The organism is Aeromonas sp. MTB (genome assembly GCF_056632455.1).
In genome coordinates, this window is record NZ_CP147026.1 from 4,572,399 (window position 1) to 4,593,841 (window position 21,443).

General features: G+C 53.7%; 15 protein-coding genes and 2 pseudogenes. 5 read left to right on the plus strand and 12 right to left on the minus strand.

The window, feature by feature from the left end; translation table 11 throughout:
- The first annotated feature begins 137 nt into the window (after positions 1-137).
- Genes WBR25_RS20965 through WBR25_RS20975 form a run of 3 tightly spaced genes read left to right on the plus strand, consistent with a single transcriptional unit; the run spans position 138 to position 2,667 of the window.
- Positions 138-482: a hypothetical protein gene (locus WBR25_RS20965; RefSeq protein WP_479749150.1), complete on the plus strand. Its 345-nt coding sequence runs from the start codon at positions 138-140 to the stop codon at positions 480-482.
- A gap of 39 nt (positions 483-521) precedes the next feature.
- Positions 522-1,646: an HlyD family secretion protein gene (locus WBR25_RS20970; RefSeq protein WP_151286438.1), complete on the plus strand. Its 1,125-nt coding sequence runs from the start codon at positions 522-524 to the stop codon at positions 1,644-1,646.
- Positions 1,636-2,667, plus strand: a complete 1,032-nt coding sequence (locus WBR25_RS20975) for a DUF2955 domain-containing protein (protein ID WP_354688691.1) — start codon at positions 1,636-1,638, stop codon at positions 2,665-2,667. Before WBR25_RS20970 ends, WBR25_RS20975 begins: the two co-directional genes overlap by 11 nt.
- A 449-nt stretch (positions 2,668-3,116) precedes the next feature.
- Here the strand turns inward: WBR25_RS20975 and hepT are convergent, their stop codons facing one another.
- Positions 3,117-3,545, minus strand: a complete 429-nt coding sequence (gene hepT, locus WBR25_RS20980) for a type VII toxin-antitoxin system HepT family RNase toxin (protein ID WP_151286436.1) — start codon at positions 3,543-3,545, stop codon at positions 3,117-3,119.
- A 605-nt stretch (positions 3,546-4,150) separates the two neighbouring features.
- Here hepT and WBR25_RS20985 point away from each other — a divergent pair.
- Complete coding sequence (locus tag WBR25_RS20985; RefSeq protein ID WP_034524237.1) at positions 4,151-4,774, plus strand: recombinase family protein; 624 nt, start codon at positions 4,151-4,153, stop codon at positions 4,772-4,774.
- A 710-nt stretch (positions 4,775-5,484) separates the two neighbouring features.
- Here the strand turns inward: WBR25_RS20985 and WBR25_RS20990 are convergent.
- The 4 genes and pseudogenes from WBR25_RS20990 to WBR25_RS21005 form a co-directional block, all read right to left on the minus strand.
- Positions 5,485-5,684: pseudogene (locus WBR25_RS20990) on the minus strand (IS21 family transposase); the annotation flags it as partial.
- Between the two features lie 22 nt (positions 5,685-5,706).
- The gene (locus WBR25_RS20995) at positions 5,707-8,673 is read right to left on the minus strand and encodes a Tn3-like element TnAs1 family transposase (protein WP_001138014.1); all 2,967 of its coding nucleotides are present in this window, start codon (positions 8,671-8,673) and stop codon (positions 5,707-5,709) included.
- 3 nt (positions 8,674-8,676) lie between these two features.
- Positions 8,677-8,751 (minus strand): helix-turn-helix domain-containing protein, encoded by a 75-nt coding sequence (locus WBR25_RS21000; protein WP_479749922.1) that lies wholly within the window; start codon positions 8,749-8,751, stop codon positions 8,677-8,679.
- 47 nt (positions 8,752-8,798) lie between these two features.
- Positions 8,799-9,503 (minus strand): IS6-like element IS26 family transposase, encoded by a 705-nt coding sequence (locus WBR25_RS21005; RefSeq protein ID WP_001067858.1) that lies wholly within the window; start codon positions 9,501-9,503, stop codon positions 8,799-8,801.
- On the opposite strand from WBR25_RS21005, the gene WBR25_RS21010 reads away from it, so the two are divergent.
- Positions 9,480-10,367, plus strand: a complete 888-nt coding sequence (locus WBR25_RS21010; protein WP_236893398.1) for a methyl-accepting chemotaxis protein — start codon at positions 9,480-9,482, stop codon at positions 10,365-10,367. The two genes, WBR25_RS21005 and WBR25_RS21010, sit on opposite strands and share 24 nt — an antisense overlap.
- A 200-nt stretch (positions 10,368-10,567) precedes the next feature.
- Here the strand turns inward: WBR25_RS21010 and WBR25_RS21015 are convergent.
- The 7 genes and pseudogenes from WBR25_RS21015 to WBR25_RS21045 form a co-directional block, all read right to left on the minus strand.
- A pseudogene (locus WBR25_RS21015) lies at positions 10,568-11,207 on the minus strand (IS21 family transposase); the annotation flags it as partial.
- Between the two features lie 141 nt (positions 11,208-11,348).
- Positions 11,349-12,206: an HNH endonuclease family protein gene (locus WBR25_RS21020; RefSeq protein ID WP_411588363.1), complete on the minus strand. Its 858-nt coding sequence runs from the start codon at positions 12,204-12,206 to the stop codon at positions 11,349-11,351.
- On the minus strand, positions 12,203-13,987 hold the full coding sequence (locus WBR25_RS21025) for an AAA family ATPase (protein ID WP_287872878.1): 1,785 nt from the start codon (positions 13,985-13,987) through the stop codon (positions 12,203-12,205). The genes WBR25_RS21020 and WBR25_RS21025 overlap by 4 nt, the downstream gene beginning before the upstream one ends.
- A 1-nt stretch (position 13,988) precedes the next feature.
- Complete coding sequence (locus WBR25_RS21030; protein WP_439981898.1) at positions 13,989-15,989, minus strand: restriction endonuclease subunit S; 2,001 nt, start codon at positions 15,987-15,989, stop codon at positions 13,989-13,991.
- Positions 15,989-17,908, minus strand: a complete 1,920-nt coding sequence (locus WBR25_RS21035) for a class I SAM-dependent DNA methyltransferase (RefSeq protein ID WP_411588357.1) — start codon at positions 17,906-17,908, stop codon at positions 15,989-15,991. The genes WBR25_RS21030 and WBR25_RS21035 overlap by 1 nt, the downstream gene beginning before the upstream one ends.
- Before the next feature lie 34 nt (positions 17,909-17,942).
- Entirely contained in the window at positions 17,943-20,348 is a 2,406-nt protein-coding gene (gene hsdR / locus WBR25_RS21040) for an EcoAI/FtnUII family type I restriction enzme subunit R (RefSeq protein WP_411588355.1), read from the minus strand.
- 70 nt (positions 20,349-20,418) lie between these two features.
- Entirely contained in the window at positions 20,419-21,426 is a 1,008-nt protein-coding gene (locus tag WBR25_RS21045; protein WP_411588353.1) for a restriction endonuclease, read from the minus strand.
- Positions 21,427-21,443: the final 17 nt, after the last annotated feature.

The following is a 21,443-nucleotide window of genomic DNA, read 5'->3' on the forward strand; positions in this document are numbered from 1 at the left end:
GATATCCGGCTTCAGGACTCTCTTGTCGCAGGCTTGATTAACGGTGTGATCAACGGCTTGATTGCACACTGGCATTTCAAGGGGGTCGATTTTGTACCCTTGTCGGTCAATGCCATTGCCCACGAGCAGACATCGGTGTGGGGGAGGCGGTATCCCTGACCTTCGGTCTGGGGATCATACTGTCGCTGATCACCGCCAAGCTGTTCGTCAACCATCTGCACAAGGCTCGTCCTGCGCTGCAAAGCAGCTTCAATCCCTCGTTTTTGCGCACCATGCTGCCTATAGCGATTACCCAGTGTGCTGCCCTGTTCGGCTGGTTTGTGGCGCTGGCGGTGATCTGGACCAAATACATGGGTGAAATGGCCGTCTCCAGCTTCTGGGCCGCCATTCTGGTCGGTGGATTTGCTTTTGTTATCACCCTGTTTATTGAATATCGCACCAAACAGAATCTGATCTTTAAGAAAGTTAGCCTTCTGGATTGATTCTGCCTCCCCATTTATTTCAGAAAAGGAATAACCCTCATGAGTGATCCGAAGAGCGCGGCAACCGAGAAAACGGCCGCTACTGTGCCTGCTGCACAGGACAAGACCAAGCAGGCCCGTTCGCTGACTTATGGTATTTTCCTGGCGGTTTTTATTCTCTGGATTTACAGCCTGTGGGCCGATCGGGTGACCCCCATGACCGATATGGGAAGAGTCAATGGCGAGGTGATCCGTCTTGCGCCGCAGGTATCCGGCCCGGTGGCCAGCATCCATGCCGCCAATAACGATGAGGTGTCGAAAGGGCAGTTGCTGGTCACCATCGAGAAAGCGCCGTTTGAGCTGGAGGAGAAGGCGGCCGAGCTCGCTTTGCAACAGGCTGCCCAGTCATACCATGCCGATTCTGCCTCCATCAAGGTTGCGAAAGCCAATGAGGCTTCCGCCCGCGCTGCTGCTAACAACGCCAGATTGCAGGTGGAGCGATATCGGGCCCTGCTGAAAAAGGGCACCATCAGCCGTGCAGCCATGGATGACAGCCTGACCCAGCTGCAAACCGCCGAGGCCAATCTGGCGCAAACCGTCTCTGCGCTGGAAAAGGCCCGTTTTGAGATTGGCCCGCGCGGTGAAGAGAACCCCGAGATTCAGGCCGTGCTCAACAAGCGAGCCCAGGCCCGCCTCAATCTCGAACACACCGAGCTGAAGGCACCCGCCAATGGTGTCATTACCAATCTGGCGCTGGCCAAAGGCAACTATGCCAGCGCAGGCCAGCCGCTGCTGACGTTTATCAATACCGATAAGCTCTGGCTGACCGCCATGGTGCGGGAGAACTCGCTGGCCTATTTGAAGCGGGATGATGCCGTCAAGCTGGTGTTTGATGCTTATCCGGGCCAGGTTTTCACCGGCAAGATCACTTCCATCGGTTTTGGCAGCAGTGGCAATGGCAGCCTGCAGGTCAATACCGGCACTGGGTTGCTGGATTCCCCTACCTCCCAGCCAAGCGCCCAGCGCTTCCCGGTCAATATCCAGTTTGATGACCTTCCGCCCGGCGTGAACCCGCGCTTCGGCGGTCGTGCTGTCGTCGCCTTCTACCCGGGAGAGTCCTATCTGGGTGAGCGGTTGGCAGATATCTGGATATGGGCATGGAGCTACATAAGCTATGTTTCATAGTCCAGCCAATGCCTTGCTGCGGGTAGCGCTGTTTCCGGTGCTGCTGCTGTTTTGGCAATTTGTCTTTGGTACGGATTTACCGCTGCTGGCCCCGGCCATGTGCGCGGTATTTCTCACCACCACCCATAACCCGCCACCGCTCATCATGGTGTTTCTGATGGCCGGGGTCTTGTATCTGACCTCCTGGATACAGGCATGGCTGGCAACCTTGTTGCTGGATTACCCCCATGTCTATTACCTCGCGCTGCTGGGCGTCTTCTACTGGTGCATGGATCGCACCCGAAAAAACGCGCAGGACCTGATAGCAATCCTGCTCATCGTGGCGACGGCCATGATTGCGGTGTTCGCCAAACAGAAGGGGATTTCGGTCGACCAGATACCGCTGGCGTTGCTTAAGAACATCTTCGTGGCAGGGTTTACCGCGTATCTGGCCTATTTCATCTTCCCGGGTGGTGAGCCGTTAACGGATGCCTCTGCAGCAGCCAGCAGTGCAGGCAAGACGCCTCATCAGGATTGGCACACTCTGTTCAAGGCGGTGCTGGTGCTGGCTACTCTCTGTGTCGGCATCACCCTGGATCTGGAGCAGAGCACCATCATTGCCATCGTGGTCGCGCTGATCATCAAGGATCCCAATCCGGCGCTGGGGCACAACTACGGTATCCGGCGGTTGCTGACCACCTATGCCAGCGTGCTCTATGCCGTGCCGCCCCTGATCATGTGCGTGTTTCAAACCAACCTGATTGGGCAACTGGGGGTCACTCTGGTGTGCGCCCTGTTTATGGGGATCCACGCCGTCGAGAGAAAGGCCAGTTACAACTCGATTCAGCTGCTCTATTCAAGCTATGTCGTGCTGGTGTTCTACTCGATTACCTCGACCAGCATCGATGCGCTGAGCGATGGCATGATCCGCTTCGGCTCGGTGATGCTGGCGGTGATCCTCGGGGTAATGGCACTGATTATCATGCAGCCCAGATCGCCTGCCGAGGTGGCAGTGCAGCGAGCCGACCACCACCCTGGCTGAGAACCTGCCTCTACTGCTTCAGCCGTAGTCATAAAAAAAGAGCCCTTGAGAAATCAGGGGCTCTTTTTATTGGCAAGCGAGGGTTAATCGATCAATCGATGTGATAGATCTGATTGTATGACTGTAAATGGCTATAAAAATCATAGGAATGATGTAATTTTTCTTATTTTTTTAAGAAACACTACCCAGGCAATGATGACTGCCCCGGTTTATGGTTAACCATCCCCAAAGGGATTCCTGATTTGTAGCTGGTCAGGATCTGCTCGAGCTCGTCATCGGAAATGGCCTTGTAGTCGATTCGCCTGACATCTGGAACATCGTGCCCTTCGGTAACCAGCTGTAATGCCCCTACGCTATCCTGGCCAATGCAACTGAGCAAATCGAATGGCTGGGTTGATGCCGCTTGATAACGTGCTACAACAGGCAAACAGAAAGATGATGTCGAAGTTTCAATCAATATGGGCAGCCAACCAGTCGAGACCTTGCTTTGCAAACGTAAACAGTTGGTCGCTATAGCCAGGAGTAATCACACTGAGAATTATCTCGGGGTCAATATTCAGATAGTCTTGCACCAGCGTATTGCGAAGGCCAATGAGCTTGCTCCAACAGATCAAAGTGTCGGGGCATAGCTCACCACGTAGGACAAGGAACTCGAATGCCTGATTGGCATCCTGTGGGGTATGGCCTGCCAGTGTTTTGGCCCAGTGTTTTGCCACGCCAATACTCGTTTCGATAGAAACCTGCAGGATTCGCTCGGCGGCGCGGTACTCCAGATTGGAAAGGGTACGCTGCGCCAGAATTGCCCGGATCTCTGACAGCTCCGCCTGGTAGCGCGACAAGCTGGTGCGCAAAGCGCCGATATAAGCGTTATCGCTCATCTCTACTTCTCTACTTAAATCGATAACCGAGAGTTTCCCCCAGAACTCATTGCACTACAGCGCCAGCAGTTCTTCAGTGCTGTATCCAGTAGTCCACTCTGTTTAGTCGGAGCAAAGGCCACCGCCAGATCCCAGTTGGTGCTCGGGCAAGCTGTCCCCTTGGTACGGTCATTTGGTAGTTTGAGACAGAATACTTGTCAGTATGGTGTCACATGGTTGGGATTTTGTACGTAACGTTCAATAGCCTGCCGCGCTGCGCTTGGCTGCTGGCTTGTTCGGTGAGTCGAAAAGATGACTCACCGAACAAGCCCAGCTTCTGTAGATTTCCTCCTTTGGCATCCCATTCAGCAGATCAGGAATGGTGAGCAACGTCGCTTAAATACCCAAATACAACTCAAAAGCGACTTTGTGATGACGGATCACACTTAAAGTTTGTGCTGTCAGATCAAAAGGCTATCGAAAGGTTGTGTTTCGATCGTCATGTGGTGGTTCTAAAAAGGTATACCCCATAAAAACCACTTAATACCCTCTCGAAAATCATATTGAAACCATTTATATTGAACTAATAATTGGGAACCAATTTAAACAGACCGATGGGGGTTTCAATGTTCATAAGGGCGTATTTACGTGCATCGACAGTGGAACAGGATGCTGAGCGGGCACGAGAGCTGCTGATTGGTTTTGCTGCTGAGCATGGCCATCAGATTGCCAGTTTCTATGTAGAGAATGAGTCGGGGGCGACGCTGGACAGGCCTGAGCTTATGCGGCTGATCCGTGACGCTGCAGATCGTGACATTGTGCTGGTAGAACAGATTGATCGTCTGGCTCGCCTCAATCAGACGGATTGGCAAACACTGAAGCAATTGCTTGCGCAGAAACAGCTCTCCATCGTTTCTCCTGAGCTTCCTACTTCCTGGGTGGCGTTACAGGGGGACAGCCGCTCCGAGTTCACCAGCGCCATCTTGCAGGCTGTAAATGGCATGCTGCTGGATATGCTCGCAGCAGTAGCTCGCAAAGACTATGAAGATCGCAGACGCAGGCAACAGCAGGGTATTGCCAAGGCCAGGGATGAGGGGAAATACCGTGGTCGCCAGAAAGATGAGAAGAAGCGTCAGCACATCACACAGTTATTGAGCACCGGACACAGCTACTCGGTGATCCAGGAGATGTTGGGTTGCTCCCGCCATCTGATTTCGTGCGTGGCAAAAGAGGTCCGTTCAGCAAAATAGCGGGTCATTTATCCGAAGCACCCATACGACGCTTTTCGATATACAGCCATGCGGCAAAGGCGCCAAAGCCTATCAGGAATGCAAACAAGATGCTCAGGATGACGATGCTGTTCATGGTTATGAGCTCGTAATTAGGTGATCGTGTGACAAAATTCCATATCACCATGGACTCTGCTCAGGAAAAAATCAACAACGTACTGAAAGTATTGAATTTTGTTCGCTCGCGTCAAACATGGTTGCGTGGAATCACGCAGAATGTGTAGCCATGGAATGAACACTGTCATTCCCAACCAATTCCCGTCCAGTTTCTTTCCACATAACTATCTATCTGGAAAAGTGGTGCGAATTTTCCACATAGTGGAATGCCTGCTCAGAACGAGTTATGTGGAATCCTGATCGAAGATTTCCTATCTATCTGGAAACTTCGTGCCGTTTTTCTCTCTGGAATGTTGGCCATCTTGTTTGAAGGGGGTGAGATACCTTGGTGTGCTGGAATTGATGGGGGCGGATTCTTATCTATCTGGAATATTGCTCCCCCAAATTCGGACTGCATCTCATGCTGTTTCAGGATCCTTATAGGCTCGAGGAGAGGGTTAGCTTTACAGGTTTTGTCTACGCCGCCCGAAAACTGACCCACTCTGGCTAATTTCGCCGATTCACTTCTAGGCGCAGCGTCTGGCTCAAGGCCATCAGGCGTTCATGCTGCAAGTTCATTCGTTCACCTCCAGCTGCGCCTGATATACCGATCGCGGATGCTGCAAGCTCTCCAGCGGCATGGGGCGCGCCGTGGCCGTGGTGCAGGGACTGACGAGCAGCACCTGTGACAGGGGGAGAAAATGATGCAGCTCATGCTGTAATCGGATCGGATAGCCGGGGCTTCACCGGTGGTGCCATGACTAGGGGAGCCCGCAGAATTCGGAAAAAATCGTACGCTAAGGTTTTCCGGGCATCCGTAAGGGCCGAAACTTCCCGTCTTCCAGTCTGCGGCTCTGCCGCCAGACGTAATCGCCGGTTAGGTTGATGTGCTCCCAGCCCAGCGGCGACAGGAATTGCAGCAGCTCGCCGTCCACCGGCTTGCCGGCCTCGACCAACCCCTGGGTGGCGCGTTCCAGGTACACCGTGTTCCACAGCACGATAGCCGCCGTCACCAGGTTGAGGCCGCTGGCCCGGTAGCGCTGCTGCTCGAAGCTCCGATCCCTGATTTCCCCAAGGCGGTTGAAGAACACCGCCCTGGCCAGCGAGTTGCGCGCCTCACCTTTGTTCAGGCCGGCATGCACGCGGCGGCGCAGTTCAACACTTTGCAGCCAGTCCAGGATGAACAGCGTGCGCTCGATCCGGCCCAGCTCGCGCAGGGCCACGGCCAGTCCGTTCTGGCGCGGGTAGCTGCCGAGCTTGCGCAGCATCAGCGAGGCGGTGACGGTGCCCTGCTTGATCGAGCTGGCCAGGCGCAGGATGTCGTCCCAGTGGGCACGCACGTGCTTGATGTTCAGGGTGCCGCCGATCAGCGGGCGCAACGTCGGGTAGGCTTGCACGCCCTGCGGCACGTACAGCTTGGTTTCGCCGAGGTCGCGGATGCGCGGCGCGAAGCGGAAGCCTAGCAGGTGCATCAGGGCAAAGACGTGATCGGTGAAGCCGGCCGTGTCGGTGTAGTGCTCCTCGATCCGCAGGTCGGACTCGTGGTACAGCAGGCCGTCGAGCACATAGGTGGAATCGCGGACGCCGACATTCACCACGCGGGTGCTGAACGGCGCGTACTGGTCGGAGATATGGGTATAGAACAGCCGTCCCGGCTCGCTACCGTACTTCGGGTTGACGTGCCCGGTGCTCTCGCCCCGGCCACCCGCGCGGAAGCGCTGGCCATCGGAGGATGAGGTCGTGCCGTCGCCCCAGTGGGCGGCAAAGGCGTGGCGATACTGGTGGTTGACCAGCTCGGCCAAGGCCGCCGAATAGGTTTCGTCGCGGATGTGCCAGGCTTGCAGCCAGGACAGCTTGGCGTAGGTCAGGCCGGGGCTCGACTCGGCCATCTTGGTCAGCCCGAGGTTGATCGCATCACCGAGGATTGCGGACAGCAGCAACGTCCTGTCTTTGGCCTCGGCCCCGTCCTTCAAGTGGGTGAAGTGGCGGCTGAAGCCCGTCCAGTCGTCCACGTCCATCAGCAGTTCGGTGATCTTGATGCGCGGCAGTAACTGGCTGGTTTGGTCGATCAGCGCCTGCGCCCGATCCGGCACCGCCGCATCCAGCGGGGTGATTTTCAGCCCTGACTCGGTGAGGATGGCATCGGGCAGCTCGTTGTCCTTGGCCAGGCGGGTGACGGTGGCCAACTGCTCGTCCAGCAGCTGCAAACGCTCTTCCAGGTACTGGTCGCTGTTCGGGTTGATCGCCAGGGGCAGGGCCTGCTCGCGCTTGAGTGCGGCGAACTTCTCGGCCGGCAGCAGGTAGTCGTCGAAGTCGCGGAACTGCCGCGAGCCCTTGACCCAGATGTCGCCGGAGCGCAGGGCGTTCTTCAGCTCGGACAGGGCGCAGATTTCGTAGAATTTCCGGTCGAGGCCTTCCGGGGTGATCACCAGCGGCTTCCAGCGCGGCTTGATGAAGGCCGTGGGTGCATCGGCCGGCACCTTGCGCAGGTTGTCGGCGTTCATCTCACGCAGGGTCTGCACGGCTGCCAGCACGCCTTGCGCGGCCGGCGCGGCGCGCAGTTCCAGCACCTCCAGCAAGGCCGGCGTGTAACGGCGCAGGGTGGCGAAGTTCTCGCCGACCAGGTGCAGGTGGTCGAAGCCTTCCGGCCGGGCCAGCAGCTCGGCCTCGCTGACGCTCTCGGTGAACTCGTCCCAGGGAATCACCGCCTCGATGGCGGCATAGGGGTCGCTGCCGCTTTCCTTCGCTTCCAGCAGCGCCTGGCCGATCCTGGAGTACAGGCGCACCTTGTCGTTGATCGCCTTGCCCTGCTTCTGGAACTGCTGCTGATGCTTGTGCTTCGCGCCGCTGAACAGCTTGACCAGGATGCGGTCATGCAGATCGACCAGCTCATCGATCACGGTCGCGGTGCTCTCCAGCACCACGGCGGCCAGGGTCGCGTAGCGGCGCTGCGGCTCGAACTTACCGAGGTCTTTGGGCGTCATCTGCCCACCCTCGCGGGCCAGCTTGAGCAGGCGGTTCTGGTGGATGTGCCGGCCCAGGCCTTCGGGCAAGTCCACCAACTGAAATGTCTTCAGCCGCTCGATGTGTTCCAGCATGTGCCGAGAGTTGGGTTTCAGCGGTGCCTGGCGCAGCCAGGTCAACCAGGTGATGCTGCTGCCGGCCTTGAGCTTCAACAGCTCGTCCAGCTTGGCCCGATGCGAGTCCGTGAGTGGTTCGACCAGGGCGCGGTAGACCCGCCGATTGGCTCGCGCAATGGCTTCCGAGCAGGCCCGGTCAATCACGCTCAGCGCCGGCAGGATGCGTCGTTTCTGCCGTAGGCTCTCCAGGGCCTGACCGGCCAGCAGCAAGCCTTTGTCGGTCTGCTGGGCCAGCTCGGTTAGCTCGCGCACCAGGGCGCGGAAGTCGGACAGGCCGAACGGGGCCAGTTGCAGGTAGGTGCGCAGTTCCTGGGCATGCTCGCGACGGGTCACGTCGCGCTCGCCGTACTTTGCCCAGCTCGCCGGCTCGGCCTGGACTTGCTTCGCCACCCACAGGATGACCGGCTCGGGCAGCTCGCTGTCGGTTCCCAGCGCGTAACCGGGGTAGCGCAGCAGGCAGAGCTGCACGGCGAAGCCGAGGCGGTTGGCGTCGCCGCGTCGCTGGCGGATCAGCGACAGGTCGGAGTCGTTGAAGGTGTAGTAGCGGATCAGGTCATCCTGGCTTTCCGGCAGCGCAAGCAGGGTGTCCCGCTCCGTGGCCGAGAGGATCAAGCGACGCGGCATGTGTCAGTCGTCCGTGCGGAGGTACTGGTAGAGGGTTTCCCGGCTGATGTTGAACTCGCGGGCAAGCTGCGCCGGCACTGTTGCAAAGTTAGCGATGAGGCAGCCTTTTGTCTTATTCAAAGGCCTTACATTTCAAAAACTCTGCTTACCAGGCGCATTTCGCCCAGGGGATCACCATAATAAAATGCTGAGGCCTGGCCTTTGCGTAGTGCACGCATCACCTCAATACCTTTGATGGTGGCGTAAGCCGTCTTCATGGATTTAAATCCCAGCGTGGCGTTGATTATCCGTTTCAGTTTGCCATGATCGCATTCAATCACGTTGTTCCGGTACTTAATCTGTCGGTGTTCAACGTCAGACGGGCACCGGCCTTCGCGTTTGAGCAGAGCAAGCGCGCGACCATAGGCGGGCGCTTTATCCGTGTTGATGAATCGTGGGATCTGCCACTTCTTCACGTTGTTGAGGATTTTACCCAGAAACCGGTATGCAGCTTTGCTGTTACGACGGGAGGAGAGATAAAAATCGACAGTGCGGCCCCGGCTGTCGACGGCCCGGTACAGATACGCCCAGCGGCCATTGACCTTCACGTAGGTTTCATCCATGTGCCACGGGCAAAGATCGGAAGGGTTACGCCAGTACCAGCGCAGCCGTTTTTCCATTTCAGGCGCATAACGCTGAACCCAGCGGTAAATCGTGGAGTGATCGACATTCACTCCGCGTTCAGCCAGCATCTCCTGCAGCTCACGGTAACTGATGCCGTATTTGCAGTACCAGCGTACGGCCCACAGAATGATGTCACGCTGAAAATGCCGGCCTTTGAATGGGTTCATGTGCAGCTCCATCAGCAAAAGGGGATGATAAGTTTATCACCACCGACTATTTGCAACAGTGCCCTTTCGACTACCTCCCCTCAAAGCCATATCACGTACGTTAATCCTGACTTCATTAAAATCAGTGGTTTCACTGAGGAAGAACTATTAGGCCAGCCTCACAACATCGTAAGACACCCAGATATGCCGCCTGCTGCATTTGAGCATATGTGGAGTACATTAAAATCTGGCCGCTCATGGATGGGGCTAGTAAAAAATCGCTGTAAAAATGGCGACCACTATTGGGTAAGTGCTTATGTAACGCCAATAGCTAAGAATGGTTCGATTGTTGAATACCAGTCTGTAAGGACCAAGCCTGAACCTGAGCAGGTTTTGGCTGCGGAAAAATTATATGCTCAATTGAGAAGCGGGAAGGCCGCGCGTGCTGGTGAGCAGGGGCGTGGTTTTGCTGTTGTCGCCGATGAGGTTCGCAGTCTTGCTGCTCGCACACAGCAATCGACAACGGATATTCAAAGCATGATCAGCGCTCTACAAGAGCGAGCGCAATCCGCTGTTACAGTCATGGAGCAAAGTAGTCGGCAAGCGCACACGAGTGTAGCTCACGCAGAGGAAGCAGCTACAGCTCTTGATGGAATTGGCCAACGCGTTAACGAAATTACCGACATGAACGCGCAAATAGCGACTGCGGTCGAGCAGCAGGGAGCAGTAAGTGAAGACATAAACCGCAGTATTATCAATATACGCGATGCTGCTGATACCAATGTACAGACCGGGCAGAATAATTTGCAAAGTGCGAAATCTGTCGCTCAGTTAACTAGCGCTCTGAGCGAACTGGCAAAACAGTTTTGGGAAAAACGAGGATAACGCTTTTCAGTATCTCGACAGGGATAACTTACTTTACCATCGGTTATCCCTTTTAGCCGCACAAATTTTAGCCATGGCTTTTCAGGAAGTCAGGGCTATCAGAATGGCCTTAGAAAGCCTAGTCAAAGAGCTGTCACGAGAACACCGTTAGCTTAGCGTACGATTTTTTCCGAATTCTGCGGTTCCCCCTGACTACGCTAGTTGGCGATGTCTTGCAGCCTGGGACCGATATGGGCGTTGGCGGTTGACACATCCAGCGCCAGCCCTGCCTTGTTGAGGGTGGTAGCCTGTGGTGTGACAAAACTGCGCTTGAGGTAGCCCTAGAAACGCTCGACCTTGCCTTTGGTCTGGGTCCAGTAGGGATGGCTGACGCGGGGGCGAAAACCGAGCTCTTCGGCCAGGGCGAGCAGGGCCGGGTGCCAACGATAGTCGCCGTCACCATAGGCATCCCGCTTGCGGATAATGGTGAAATCGACCTGCATCTGTTTACCGGGGGAGGGCAAAACGGACGATGGTGCCTAGAGCATCATGGTGCTGAGGTGATACCAGGTTGAGCTGGGAGAGCCCACCAGTGTAACCACGCTCTCGCAGTTCCCTGAGCAGCATCGTCGCCGGAATCCCGTATGGTTTCGCAGCCTGGATACGCGCTTGCAGATAGGGTTTGAAGGGGGCGATCTTGGTTGGGCGAGCTGCTCGGCTGGGATAGATTGGCAGGCCCAGGTTACGCAGATACTTGCGCTCCGTGTTACTGGACACCCGCAATTGCTGGGCGATAGCCCGGATGCTCATGCCCTGACGGGCCAACACTCTGATTTCCACTGATAACTCCTGGGTCAAAATGGGGGCAGCTCAAAAGCCACGATCTTGGCCCAGGTGGGTCAACTTTACTCCGGCGTTAGTGGGGCATTTTTACATCGGCGGTGATAAGGTTTATCGATTGCATCAAGTAAAAATGAGCAAGCAGGGAAGTATGTGTACTCCTTACCCAATTAACTTGGAAAGTTGTGGATTATTGCGCATCAACAAGCACCAACGAGCGACAGCCGATAGTTCAGCTGTCGGGCTGGTCATTTCGCGCACGCGAGCTCGAACTTCGGTAAGCTTCGCTTTGGCTGCTGGATTATTGCCTGTCGTGCAGCGGGCTTTAGCTTTTGTAAAGTCATCGATTAGTTTGTCCACTTGCTGCCAGACTTTGCGGCGAGCTTCTGCTAGGGGGGGATGCTCATTGAGTTTGAGTCGCTTTACCGTCTCGTTGACTCGCTCCTGCTCCCAAGCAGAGGAACCAGGCATAGGAATGACCTTCCCTTCTTCGTCAAAGGCGATAAGCGCAACGTCATCGTCATCAATAGGATCGAGTAGATAACGTGTTTCGGATTCCTCACAGGGATCGGTGTAGGTAGAACACAGTGAGCCGCCCTTGAGTGGAAACCATCCACCTTTTTTACGGTTACCTACATTACCGCACACGCGAAAATTCATGTAGTCAAATGCCAGCCACCAGTAACCATCACGCAGGCTTGCATCCAATGCCTTAGCTTCTTTCTTGGGTCGAAAATGCTCCACATCGTAATGTGAGTACAGCTCGCGAACCTCTGAAAACCAGCACTTACCCGCTGACAAAGCTAACAGCCATTCCTTTAGTGCACCCCAGTGCGCACTGTTGGAATCAATTAGCGTGTTGCGTTCATCTCGTTTCCCTGCAGCATCCAAAGCGGCCAACGCTGCTATTAGTTGGGCCGATTTCGCCAACCAAGCATCCCATTTCTCTTGTGTCCATGGTGTCCAGTTCGGGATGTCAGTATCGGTCGGTCGCTTGTGCTCTAGGTCAATCCAGATCATTGGGCTCCTTCCTCACGCAATATTTCGTCAATGATGGCATCGGCAATCGCATCTTGTTCGGCCTGCTCTTGCGGTGTGAGAGTGGATTTACGGAAGCGTCTGTGTTGCGCCATCTTGCGCACGAATAGCGCGTAATCCGGGTCGCGGAAGTCGGAGGTTGAAAATCCGAGGTCAGCCAGTTCGGCAGAAAGTCGCGATAGCTCGGCATCTTCTTCAGGGGTGCGAGGAGACTGTACGAAGAGTTCATTTCTGCGGAACAAGCGGCGCTCGGTCTCTATGTCCAACGTGGACGACAAACCAAACAAGTCGCTCTTGAGTAGCCCTGTTACACCCATCCCCTGAGGATGTTCATCCGGATTATCGACAAGGGTGCGGTTACCATCACGACGTAGTATATGTACCTGCTCTCGCTTCAAGCTGCCCACCATCATGGGGTCGTGGGTGGTAATGAGGATTTGCGAATGTCCGGTGGATGTATCAAAGGCACTGCTACTAAATGCACTGCTGAAGCCACCTTCATGGGTATTGCCCAATACTCCTTCGATATCGTCAAAATAGCGAAGCTTCCAGATCGGGTTCAGGTGGGTATCTGGTTCATCAAGCAGAAATAGGCAGTGGTTTTCGCGAGTGATGCGCATCAGTCCCAACACGGTTAGCATTTGCAGCTCGCCTTCTGACAGATGCGTAAAGTTCACCTTGCCGCCATGTTCATCGCGTTTCTTCACCGTGATGCGCACTTCTTCGATTAGGTCACCAATGTAGGCTCCTTCTGCATAGCGGAAGAAACTGTCGGTGCTGCCGATTAGTTCGCCCAGTTGTTTGAGCTTTTCCTGACTTGGCACGAAAAGGTACAGCTGTTTTTGCTTTTCGGTGCGGCCACGAAAGTCGATCTGTTTGGTCGCCTCTTGCTCAATCGGTGCCCAAGACACTTGCCAGAGTTTGTCTAGGAACTCGCTTACCACATTACCACGGGCATACCAGAAGCGTGGATCGCCCTCGTTCAGCTCTTGTTCGTCGAACTTGCCACCACGGCGCTTTTCTCGCAGGCGGTGCGGTTCTTTCAGCACAAATAGTGCTGATTCCAGCGACTCAATGTGCAGATTTTTGAGTACCTTCTGAAATACGGGATCGTCCGATAGTAGGCAAGCCAGCAACACCAGCTGACTGTGGCCGCCGCGACAATAAAACAGGCGGCGCAACCGGTCGTCGCCTGATTGTTTCAGTCGTGCATCACTGCGGCGTTTGGCTTCTTCAATTGCACGTATATTCGCATCGGATCCGGTAAAGTTTTCCAGCAGCTGTTCGGGCAGGACTTCGTCAGTGGTGATTTCCTGGCGCTGGTTGAAACGACGTTGGTGCTCTTGAAACAATGCCTCGATACGCTCGTTGCGACCCGAGTAATAGGCAAAAATATGCGCAGGCAGTAGCTCACGGTTTTTCAGCAAAAAGCCCTGTGATTCAGCTTTACTGTCTACCCATACATAGGGGCGCTTCTGCTTGGCAGTATCGGCCTCAATACGTACTGCATGGCCGCGAATGCTGTATTCCAACGTATAATCGAATGCTGCTTCACGGTCGAGATCTACATCACGGAAGATGGTGATCAACGCCTCGATCAGGTTGGACTTGCCTGTGCCGTTCTGGCCAATCAGTGCATGGCTACGGATAGGTTTCGGAGGTGCATCTGTTGCGCTTACTGCTGGCTTCAAATGTGTTGCAAAATCGATGTCGAGATTGCGCAGATTGCGGAAGGTTGGGATGCGGATGCGCAGCAGTTGCATATCAGGCTCTCAGCGTGTTGTCTGGTTTTTCACGCACTTCGGCGGGGGCTGGTTCTCGGATCCAGCCGTGTGCCACTTCTATTTTCAGCTGCGCGTAGAAGGCATCAATCTCGCCGCCGAAGCGCTGCCACAGATCCTTGGCGCTCATTTCGCCGTTGTGGCGGGCTAGAATGGTGGCCAGCGGCGCTTGGGCTTTGATGTCGGGTGGTGTGCCCAAGCATAGTGGGGCGATCAGCTCGGTTTGAGGGGCTCTCATGGGTTCCTCTTCTTGTTCGATGGTGAGGCCTGTCAATGTTGAAATCACGGCATTCGCCAGAAGCGCGGATAAGGATTGTTTCCTCTGTAGTTGGTTACGCCATTCGGTGCACTGTGAGGTAAGCTCAGCAAGCAAAGTGATAATTCGCTTTTGCTCGTCAAGAGGTGGGATCGGTAATGCAAAGCTACGGAGCTGCGTCATATTGATCGATGCAAGATTTGTTGTCTGCTTAGACGCTCCAGCAAAATAGTCTCGTCCGATATTCGAGTTGAAAACTAATTCAACCCATTCATTAAGCAGTTGTTTGCTGGGGACACGCGCTTTGAACACGTGATTTTGATGTAGACAGTTCGTTATACCACCACGCCAAATTGCAGTGCGTCCGACCTTGTCCCAATCCCCACCTTCTGTGATCAGAAGATCGCCCTTTTGAACCTGATACTTCGCCAGTTCGTCAGCAGCAATTTCAATTGTCTTCAAACCATCGAGCTTGAAATGACCACGCTGAACATTAGCCACTGCCAAGTACGGACAGACCATCATTTGTTTACCACGAAGGTTGCGTCCTTTGGTAACACCTCCAATAACTATTGCCACCTCATCGAAGGGGGCGATCACCCAATGATTGGGATAGATCGTTTCGTACTCGGCCATGCTAACCAACTTTTGACGCCGCATCAGACCATCATTGATGTACTCCACCCGCAATTGTGAACAATCTGCTTTGATTGCTTCTAGGTCAGCTGATGTTACAGATGCCTCCACAAGCAGGCCGCGAACAGCCAGACTCTTCAATGCAGCGATAACGTCATCAACATCCTCTGGTGCATGAAAAAGCCGCATGAAATTGTCGGCTAGGCGTGCCCATGTAGTTTGTAGTTCTTGTGAGCAGGTGGCGTTGGTGAGGGCTTGTAATATAGCCTGACGCAGGGCGTTTTGTAATTTGCGGCGCTCTTGCTGCTGCGTTTCCAGCTTGTAACACAAGGCCATCAACTCATCGACTTTGGCAACGATGCGCGATTGTTCTTTGATTGGGGGGAGGGGGATCTCAAATTGTTCGAGCACCTTCTTACTGAGGCCTTCTCTCGCCATTCCTACTTGGCGACTCCAAATCATGCTTTGGAGTAGGGGCGATAGAAAGCATATATGCAAGTAATGTCGAGCAGTGGCGTCCAGTAATCGAATGATAGTTACATGTTGGCTGACATTGGCTGGGACAAGGTTCGTGGGTACGACCGCACAGCGCCCCAATGATGCTCCAGTGATGTTCAGCAGTAGATCATGCGCCTGGAGAATTGTGCCACCCATATTCTGATTCGTCTCTGGAGTGATGTAGGCCACATCGTCGAGTCGAATGCCGTCGTTCCAAACATTCTGTGAGCGCAAAAAAGGAATGCCTTTTTTGACATAAGTTTGGCTTCCGCCGCGCGGAGTACTTCCTGAGCCAATCTTGGATGTGAAACGTCCAAGGCGTGCAAAAGACCACCCGGGTGGGGGAGCAAATGGCATTTCTTCTGGGGCAATATCTAACATCTGTTTTGGTTTGGGAATTTTTTTCTCGGCGTAGAGTTTTTCCTTCATCTGATCGCAAGCCTGTAGCCATTCAGATGCTGGTTGGTCTTCGCTATTTTGTTCGACAAGCCTACCAGTTACAGCCAGAGACAAGATCAGCTCACGCAGCTTATCAACTCCCCCCGGCGCATTAGCAATATGCCCAAATTCCGCCAAAAACTGTTTCGTGTCCATCAAGCATCCTCACCAGAAAAGTGGTGAGCGAGAGCGGCGGCCAACTCGCTTTTGAGCTGGTTTTCTGTTTCTTCAATTTCGCCCAACAGTTTTTTGTACTTCTCCAGCAGTAGGTCCGGGTTGTGGGTTTCTGCTTCTGGTGTGTTAGGGTTTTTCAGATCGAGGTTGAAGATGGGCCAGTAGAGGCGATCTCCCACGGTTTGCGCATCACGCGCTTGCAAGTCCAGTCCATCCGCGACGTCTCGTAGACGGGTTACAGAATTTTCCAGCAGAGAAATAACTTGCTGAGTGCTTTGACACTCAATTGCAGCTTGTAATTCCTCTATGAGCACTGAGACATAAAGTCGCCCATTCTGATCAACTTTCTTTAAGTCGCTCTGTAAATCCGTTAGTTGCTCCTTCAGGTATTCCACTAGTTCTGGATCACTACGTCGCCCGGTCAAACTGTCTGACAGGTATTTTGCCTGACGACGTTTCAATCCAGCGCTGACTTGGAGTTGCTCAGCTTTTTCCCAATGTGGCTGTGCTGCCGCTTCAGCCTGATCGTGCATGGTTTTGAAATCAACCTTCCAGGCAAATTCATTTTCCACTCGGTCGGCAAAGTCGTTTTCTTCCGATCCCCACCACTCTTGCTCGGGTTTGAATTCTTCGAGACGAATGGGCTTGGTCTTGGAATAGCTCTTGTAGCCCGGTGGGTAGGGGTGTTCGTAAAACCAGATGGTGTCGGTGTGGAAGTGCTCGGTGCCGTCATTGACCATGTTGCCCTTGGTGAAGAACAGCAGGTTGGTCTTGATGGTGGTGTATGGTGCAAACACCCCCTTGGGTAAGCGGATGATGGTGTGCAGCTTGCAGTCGCGCAGCAACAGTTTTTTTAGAGAGCCTTTGATTCCATCGCCAAACAGAAAACCATCGGGTAGCACCACGGCGGCGCGGCCGTTTTCCTTCAACAGTTTCTTGATGATGAGCGCCATGAACATATCGGCGGTTTCACGGGTGCGCAGGTCAGCCGGGTAGTCGCTGCCGATGCCATCGTCTTCATATCCTCCAAATGGGGGATTGGTGATGATGCAATCGACTTTTTGGTTGGCGCTCCATTCGTTCCAGCCGGTGCCTAGCGTGTTTTTATGCTCGATCTGGCTTGGCACGTCAATACCGTGCAGCAGCATGTTGGTCGTGCAGAGCAGGTGCGGCAACTGCTTCTTTTCGATACCGTGGATCAGTTCTTCAATGGCGCGCTTATCTTCCGGACGCGGTGATTTCATTGTCGATAGTTGGTTGCGGAAGTGGTCTATCGCTGCGGTCAAGAAGCCACCTGTTCCACAGGCTGGATCCATTACAGTCTCACGTTTGTCTAGACGCGGATTGACTCTATCTGCCATAAAGGCCGTGATGGCGCGCGGGGTGTAGAATTCCCCTGCATTACCTGCGCCACGCAAATCGTTGAGTAATTGCTCGTATACATCGCCGATATTGGCGCGGATTGTAAAATCGTGGAAATCGATAGCGTCTTCCAGCTTCTCTATCACGGCCAGCATCTGTGAGCCGGATTTCATATAGTTATTCGCATCCTCAAAGACACTGCGGATTACTTTGTGCTGGGGGCTCTTATTGGCATCAATCTCTTTGAGCGTTGGGAATAACTCATTGTTGATGAAGCTGATCAATTCACTGCCGGCAATTTGTGGTTTCTTTTTGCCATCAGCATCGACTATATAGGCTGCCCAATTACGCCAGCGGTACTCTTCAGGCAAGGGAGATGTGTACTCCGGGTTATCATCCGCCCATTCCTCCTCACGTTGATCAAACACCTTGAGGAACAACATCCATGTGAGCTGGCCGAGACGCTGTGCGTCGCCATCGACGCCGTCATCCTTGCGCATGATGTCTTGAATGGATTTGATGGTACTGCTGAGATTCATCTGAGTGTTCGCTAGTTGGTGGCTTGCTGTTTAATCAAGCCTGTTTTGATTCAGATATGTCGTAGAGAGCCAGTTCCAGCTCCTGTACGGCTTGGGTGTACTGCTCTACGCCACCAAAAATGCCCCGGCGGATTTTTGTTTTGCTGCCAAATTGGTCAAATGGCGGCAACTCCAGCACTTTGGCATCCTCTATGTCTTGTATGCCGTGGTCGGCAAACTTCTCGAGTAAGGCTTCCAGTACGCCTTTGGCTTGCCCACCGTACTTGCCAAACACATCGCGCTTTTTCACGTTGTTGGCTCGTTCCCGCCGAGTGAGTGGTTTTTGGTCAAAAGCTAAGTGGGTTACCAGATCAAACGCGTCCAGTTCGCTGCCGTTTACGACAGCCTGTTGCAGGAGTTCTAATGGTACGCCATGTTTTTCCAATTCTTCTAGCACTGCTTGTTTACGTTCGGCGCAGCTCCAGCGGCGCAGGAAATCGGTTAGGCTACCGAATTTCTCTTGCAAAGCCTTTCTTAGGTCGCATTTGAGTAAAGCTCGGTAGTCCTCAGTGATGAGTTTGCCGTCGATATCAAGGTACTGCGAGCGTTCTACAGCTAAGCGCACATTGACGTCATCAATCACAAACCTTACTCGACCTGAACTGCCACCAGTCTTATCTGTGAGACTCGGATCATAGGGTAGCGGTTCGGGCTCGTCTATACCGGGGGGCGTGACGACATCTGGCGGTACTACAGGGTCCTCAAGGCTAGGTTCGTAGATCACTACAGGTTCGCCGTCGAAATCGGGATCAGCAAACAGTCGTGTAGCGCCTTTGAAGTCCATGATGGTGAAATAGAGTTTTTGATAGTCTTCGCGCAGACGAGTACCGCGGCCAATGATCTGTTTGAACTCCGTCATCGAAATGATGCTCTGGTCCAAGACAATCAGCTTGCAGGTTTTGGCATCTACGCCCGTGGTAAGAAGCTTTGAGGTGGTCGCAATAACCGGATAAGGCTCATCGTTGTCGATAAAGTACGAGAGCTGTGCTTTCCCTTCGTTATCGTCCCCGGTAATTCGCATGACGTAGCGGCGATTGTTTGCGGCAGCAGGGATGAGCTTGACCAGCTCTTGCCGCATCCGTTCGGCGTGGTCTTGGTCGTCACAAAACACGATGGTTTTGGCCATGGGGTCTGTTGCTTGGAGGTATTCCCATACCTTGTTGGCGACAAGAGCTGTGCGTTTCTCCAGTACCAGATTGCGATCAAAGTCTTTGGTGTTGTACTGCCGTTGCTCAATGGTCTGACCTAGCTTGTCGATTTTTCCCTTCTCAGGTGTGTAGCCGACTGCATCAACATCGGTTGCAATGCGGATAACCTTGTAGGGGGCAAGAAAACCGTCCTCAATACCCTGCTTGAGTGAATAGGTGTAAATGGGGTCTCCGAAGTAGGTGATGTTGCTTATTTCTTTGGTTTCTTTCGGTGTGGCGGTCAAGCCGAGGTGGGTGGCAGTAGTGAAATAATCGAGTATATCGCGCCATGCTGAGTCTTCCGCGGCGCTTCCACGATGACACTCATCAATCACGACTAAGTCGAAGAAATCCGCTGGAAACTGGCGATAGATCTGCTTCCATTCTTCCTTCCCCGTTACCGCTTGGTAGAGAGCAAGGTAGATCTCGTAATTCTTTTTGACTTCACGGTTGGTAACCTTGTGCATTACCTCGCCGAAGGGGGCGAAATCTTGCTGCATGGTTTGGTCGACGAGGATATTGCGATCAGCCAGGAACAAAATTCGTTTCTTGGATTTTGCCTTCCACAAGCGCCAAATGATTTGAAAAGCTGTGTACGTTTTCCCTGTACCGGTGGCCATAACCAGCAACACTCGCTCTTGGCCTTTGGCTACCGCTTCAATGGCACGGTTGATTGCAACTCGCTGATAGTAGCGTGGCTCACGGCCGCTACCATCGGTATAAAACGGCTGTTCAATCAGTTTTACAGCCTCAGGCGCAACTAATCCTTTCCATTGTTGATATACCGTCCACAAGGCGGCCAAGGTCGGGAACTGGGAAAGCTGAAGCTCTCGTTCGACAGGCAGGGTGAGACCAGTTCGGTCATGGAAGAGGAACCCATCGCCATTGCTACTGATGGCAAACGGCGCGTCTAACATCTCGGCATAGGCTAGCGCTTGTTGCATACCGTGACCAATTGAGAACTTCGCCTGTTTAGCCTCTACAACTGCAACTGGGACGTTTGGGCTTGCGTAGAGCACATAATCAGCACGTTTTGGACCGCCTTTGGCTTCGGGGTTTTTTACTCTAGAAGCCAGCTTTCCGCGAACCATTACACGACCATCGGTGAGGTTTACTTCTTCACGGAATTGATGCTGCTGCCAGCCAGCTTGTTGAATGGCCGGTGTAATGAACTTGGTGCAGATATCGCGCTCACTGAGCAGTTTTTTATCCATGACAGTCGGCTCTCCTGAAGTTCGGTGTATGCACCTTATGTGTTTCTAGTTTGAGAGTTGTTTACTGCGGTCACTCTTCCAAAAAGTAATCAGAATCCAGTGCTTTGATGGTAAGAGTCTGGCGGGTAGTGACTCCGACACCATACTCAATCATCAATGCAGCGAGGCGCTGCCCGTCGATAAGCACGATACGCTTTTCGATCAACCCGACATACTCCATAGCTTCGCGGCTAAAGCTGGAGGTAGTGATAAAAACCCCCTTGCGAGCACGATGTAGATCGAGCGCACCTGCGAAGGCCTGGATCTCGGGGCGGCCTACTGTTTTTTCGGTATAGCGTTTGGCCTGCAGGTAGATGGAATCGAGGCCCAGCCGATCCTCCTTGATAATGCCATCGATTCCGCCATCACTCTGGTAGCGGGTGGTCTGGGCGGCATCCTGCTGGCTGCCGCCATAACCCATGGCGACCATCAAATCGACGACCAGCTGTTCAAAGAAGCGTGGTGGCATGGCCAGTATCTCGGACAGTAGGTCATCGGCCAGCGACTGGTTAAGGGTTGTCATGGCCTGTTCTATCTGTTCTTGAGGGGTATAGACTTGAATCTGCTCCTCTCTTTGTTGCTCTAACCCAATCTGGACGCGGGGCGAGTATTGGTGATCGGTACTTTCACTGGACGCCAGAGTGAAGGCAACAAACTCTCCAAACTGTGCCAGATATCGGTTATCAATGGTTTGTCCTGATGTGAGAGCTTCCAGGCCCCGCTGGGTGATCACACACAAGCCCCGCTTGGGCTGAGTAATTAGCCCTGCTTTGACCAGATAAGTTTTTGCCCAGCCTACACGGCTGCGGATTGTCGTTTGACGACCGCTGGGGAGGGTGTCAGCCAGCTGATCTGGGGTAAAGGCGTAGTGTTGACACACCAGCTCGAATACCTCACGTAGAGGGCGTGCCTGACCATCAGCAAGGCTCGCAAGTACGGCTGGCATCATGGCTTCGTAACTTGGCAGGTTCATTGATGCTTGGCTTGAGTTTGTATCGATAGAACATCTTGCCACATAGGTTCTGTTGGAACCATTCATGTCACTTCTGTATGTGC

What these genes read in the sequence shown, in the direction of transcription:
- WBR25_RS20970 (WP_151286438.1), top strand. Translation starts at nt 522, where the DNA reads ATGAGTGATCCGAAGAGCGCGGCAACCGAGAAAACGGCCGCTACTGTG.
- WBR25_RS21045 (WP_411588353.1), bottom strand. Translation starts at nt 21,426, where the DNA reads ATGAATGGTTCCAACAGAACCTATGTGGCAAGATGTTCTATCGATACA.
- WBR25_RS21030 (WP_439981898.1), bottom strand. Translation starts at nt 15,989, where the DNA reads ATGGACACGAAACAGTTTTTGGCGGAATTTGGGCATATTGCTAATGCG.
- hsdR (WP_411588355.1), bottom strand. Translation starts at nt 20,348, where the DNA reads ATGGATAAAAAACTGCTCAGTGAGCGCGATATCTGCACCAAGTTCATT.
- WBR25_RS21035 (WP_411588357.1), bottom strand. Translation starts at nt 17,908, where the DNA reads ATGAATCTCAGCAGTACCATCAAATCCATTCAAGACATCATGCGCAAG.
- WBR25_RS21025 (WP_287872878.1), bottom strand. Translation starts at nt 13,987, where the DNA reads ATGCAACTGCTGCGCATCCGCATCCCAACCTTCCGCAATCTGCGCAAT.
- WBR25_RS21020 (WP_411588363.1), bottom strand. Translation starts at nt 12,206, where the DNA reads ATGATCTGGATTGACCTAGAGCACAAGCGACCGACCGATACTGACATC.
- hepT (WP_151286436.1), bottom strand. Translation starts at nt 3,545, where the DNA reads ATGAGCGATAACGCTTATATCGGCGCTTTGCGCACCAGCTTGTCGCGC.
- WBR25_RS20985 (WP_034524237.1), top strand. Translation starts at nt 4,151, where the DNA reads ATGTTCATAAGGGCGTATTTACGTGCATCGACAGTGGAACAGGATGCT.
- WBR25_RS21005 (WP_001067858.1), bottom strand. Translation starts at nt 9,503, where the DNA reads ATGAACCCATTCAAAGGCCGGCATTTTCAGCGTGACATCATTCTGTGG.
- WBR25_RS21010 (WP_236893398.1), top strand. Translation starts at nt 9,480, where the DNA reads ATGCCGGCCTTTGAATGGGTTCATGTGCAGCTCCATCAGCAAAAGGGG.
- WBR25_RS20975 (WP_354688691.1), top strand. Translation starts at nt 1,636, where the DNA reads ATGTTTCATAGTCCAGCCAATGCCTTGCTGCGGGTAGCGCTGTTTCCG.
- WBR25_RS20995 (WP_001138014.1), bottom strand. Translation starts at nt 8,673, where the DNA reads ATGCCGCGTCGCTTGATCCTCTCGGCCACGGAGCGGGACACCCTGCTT.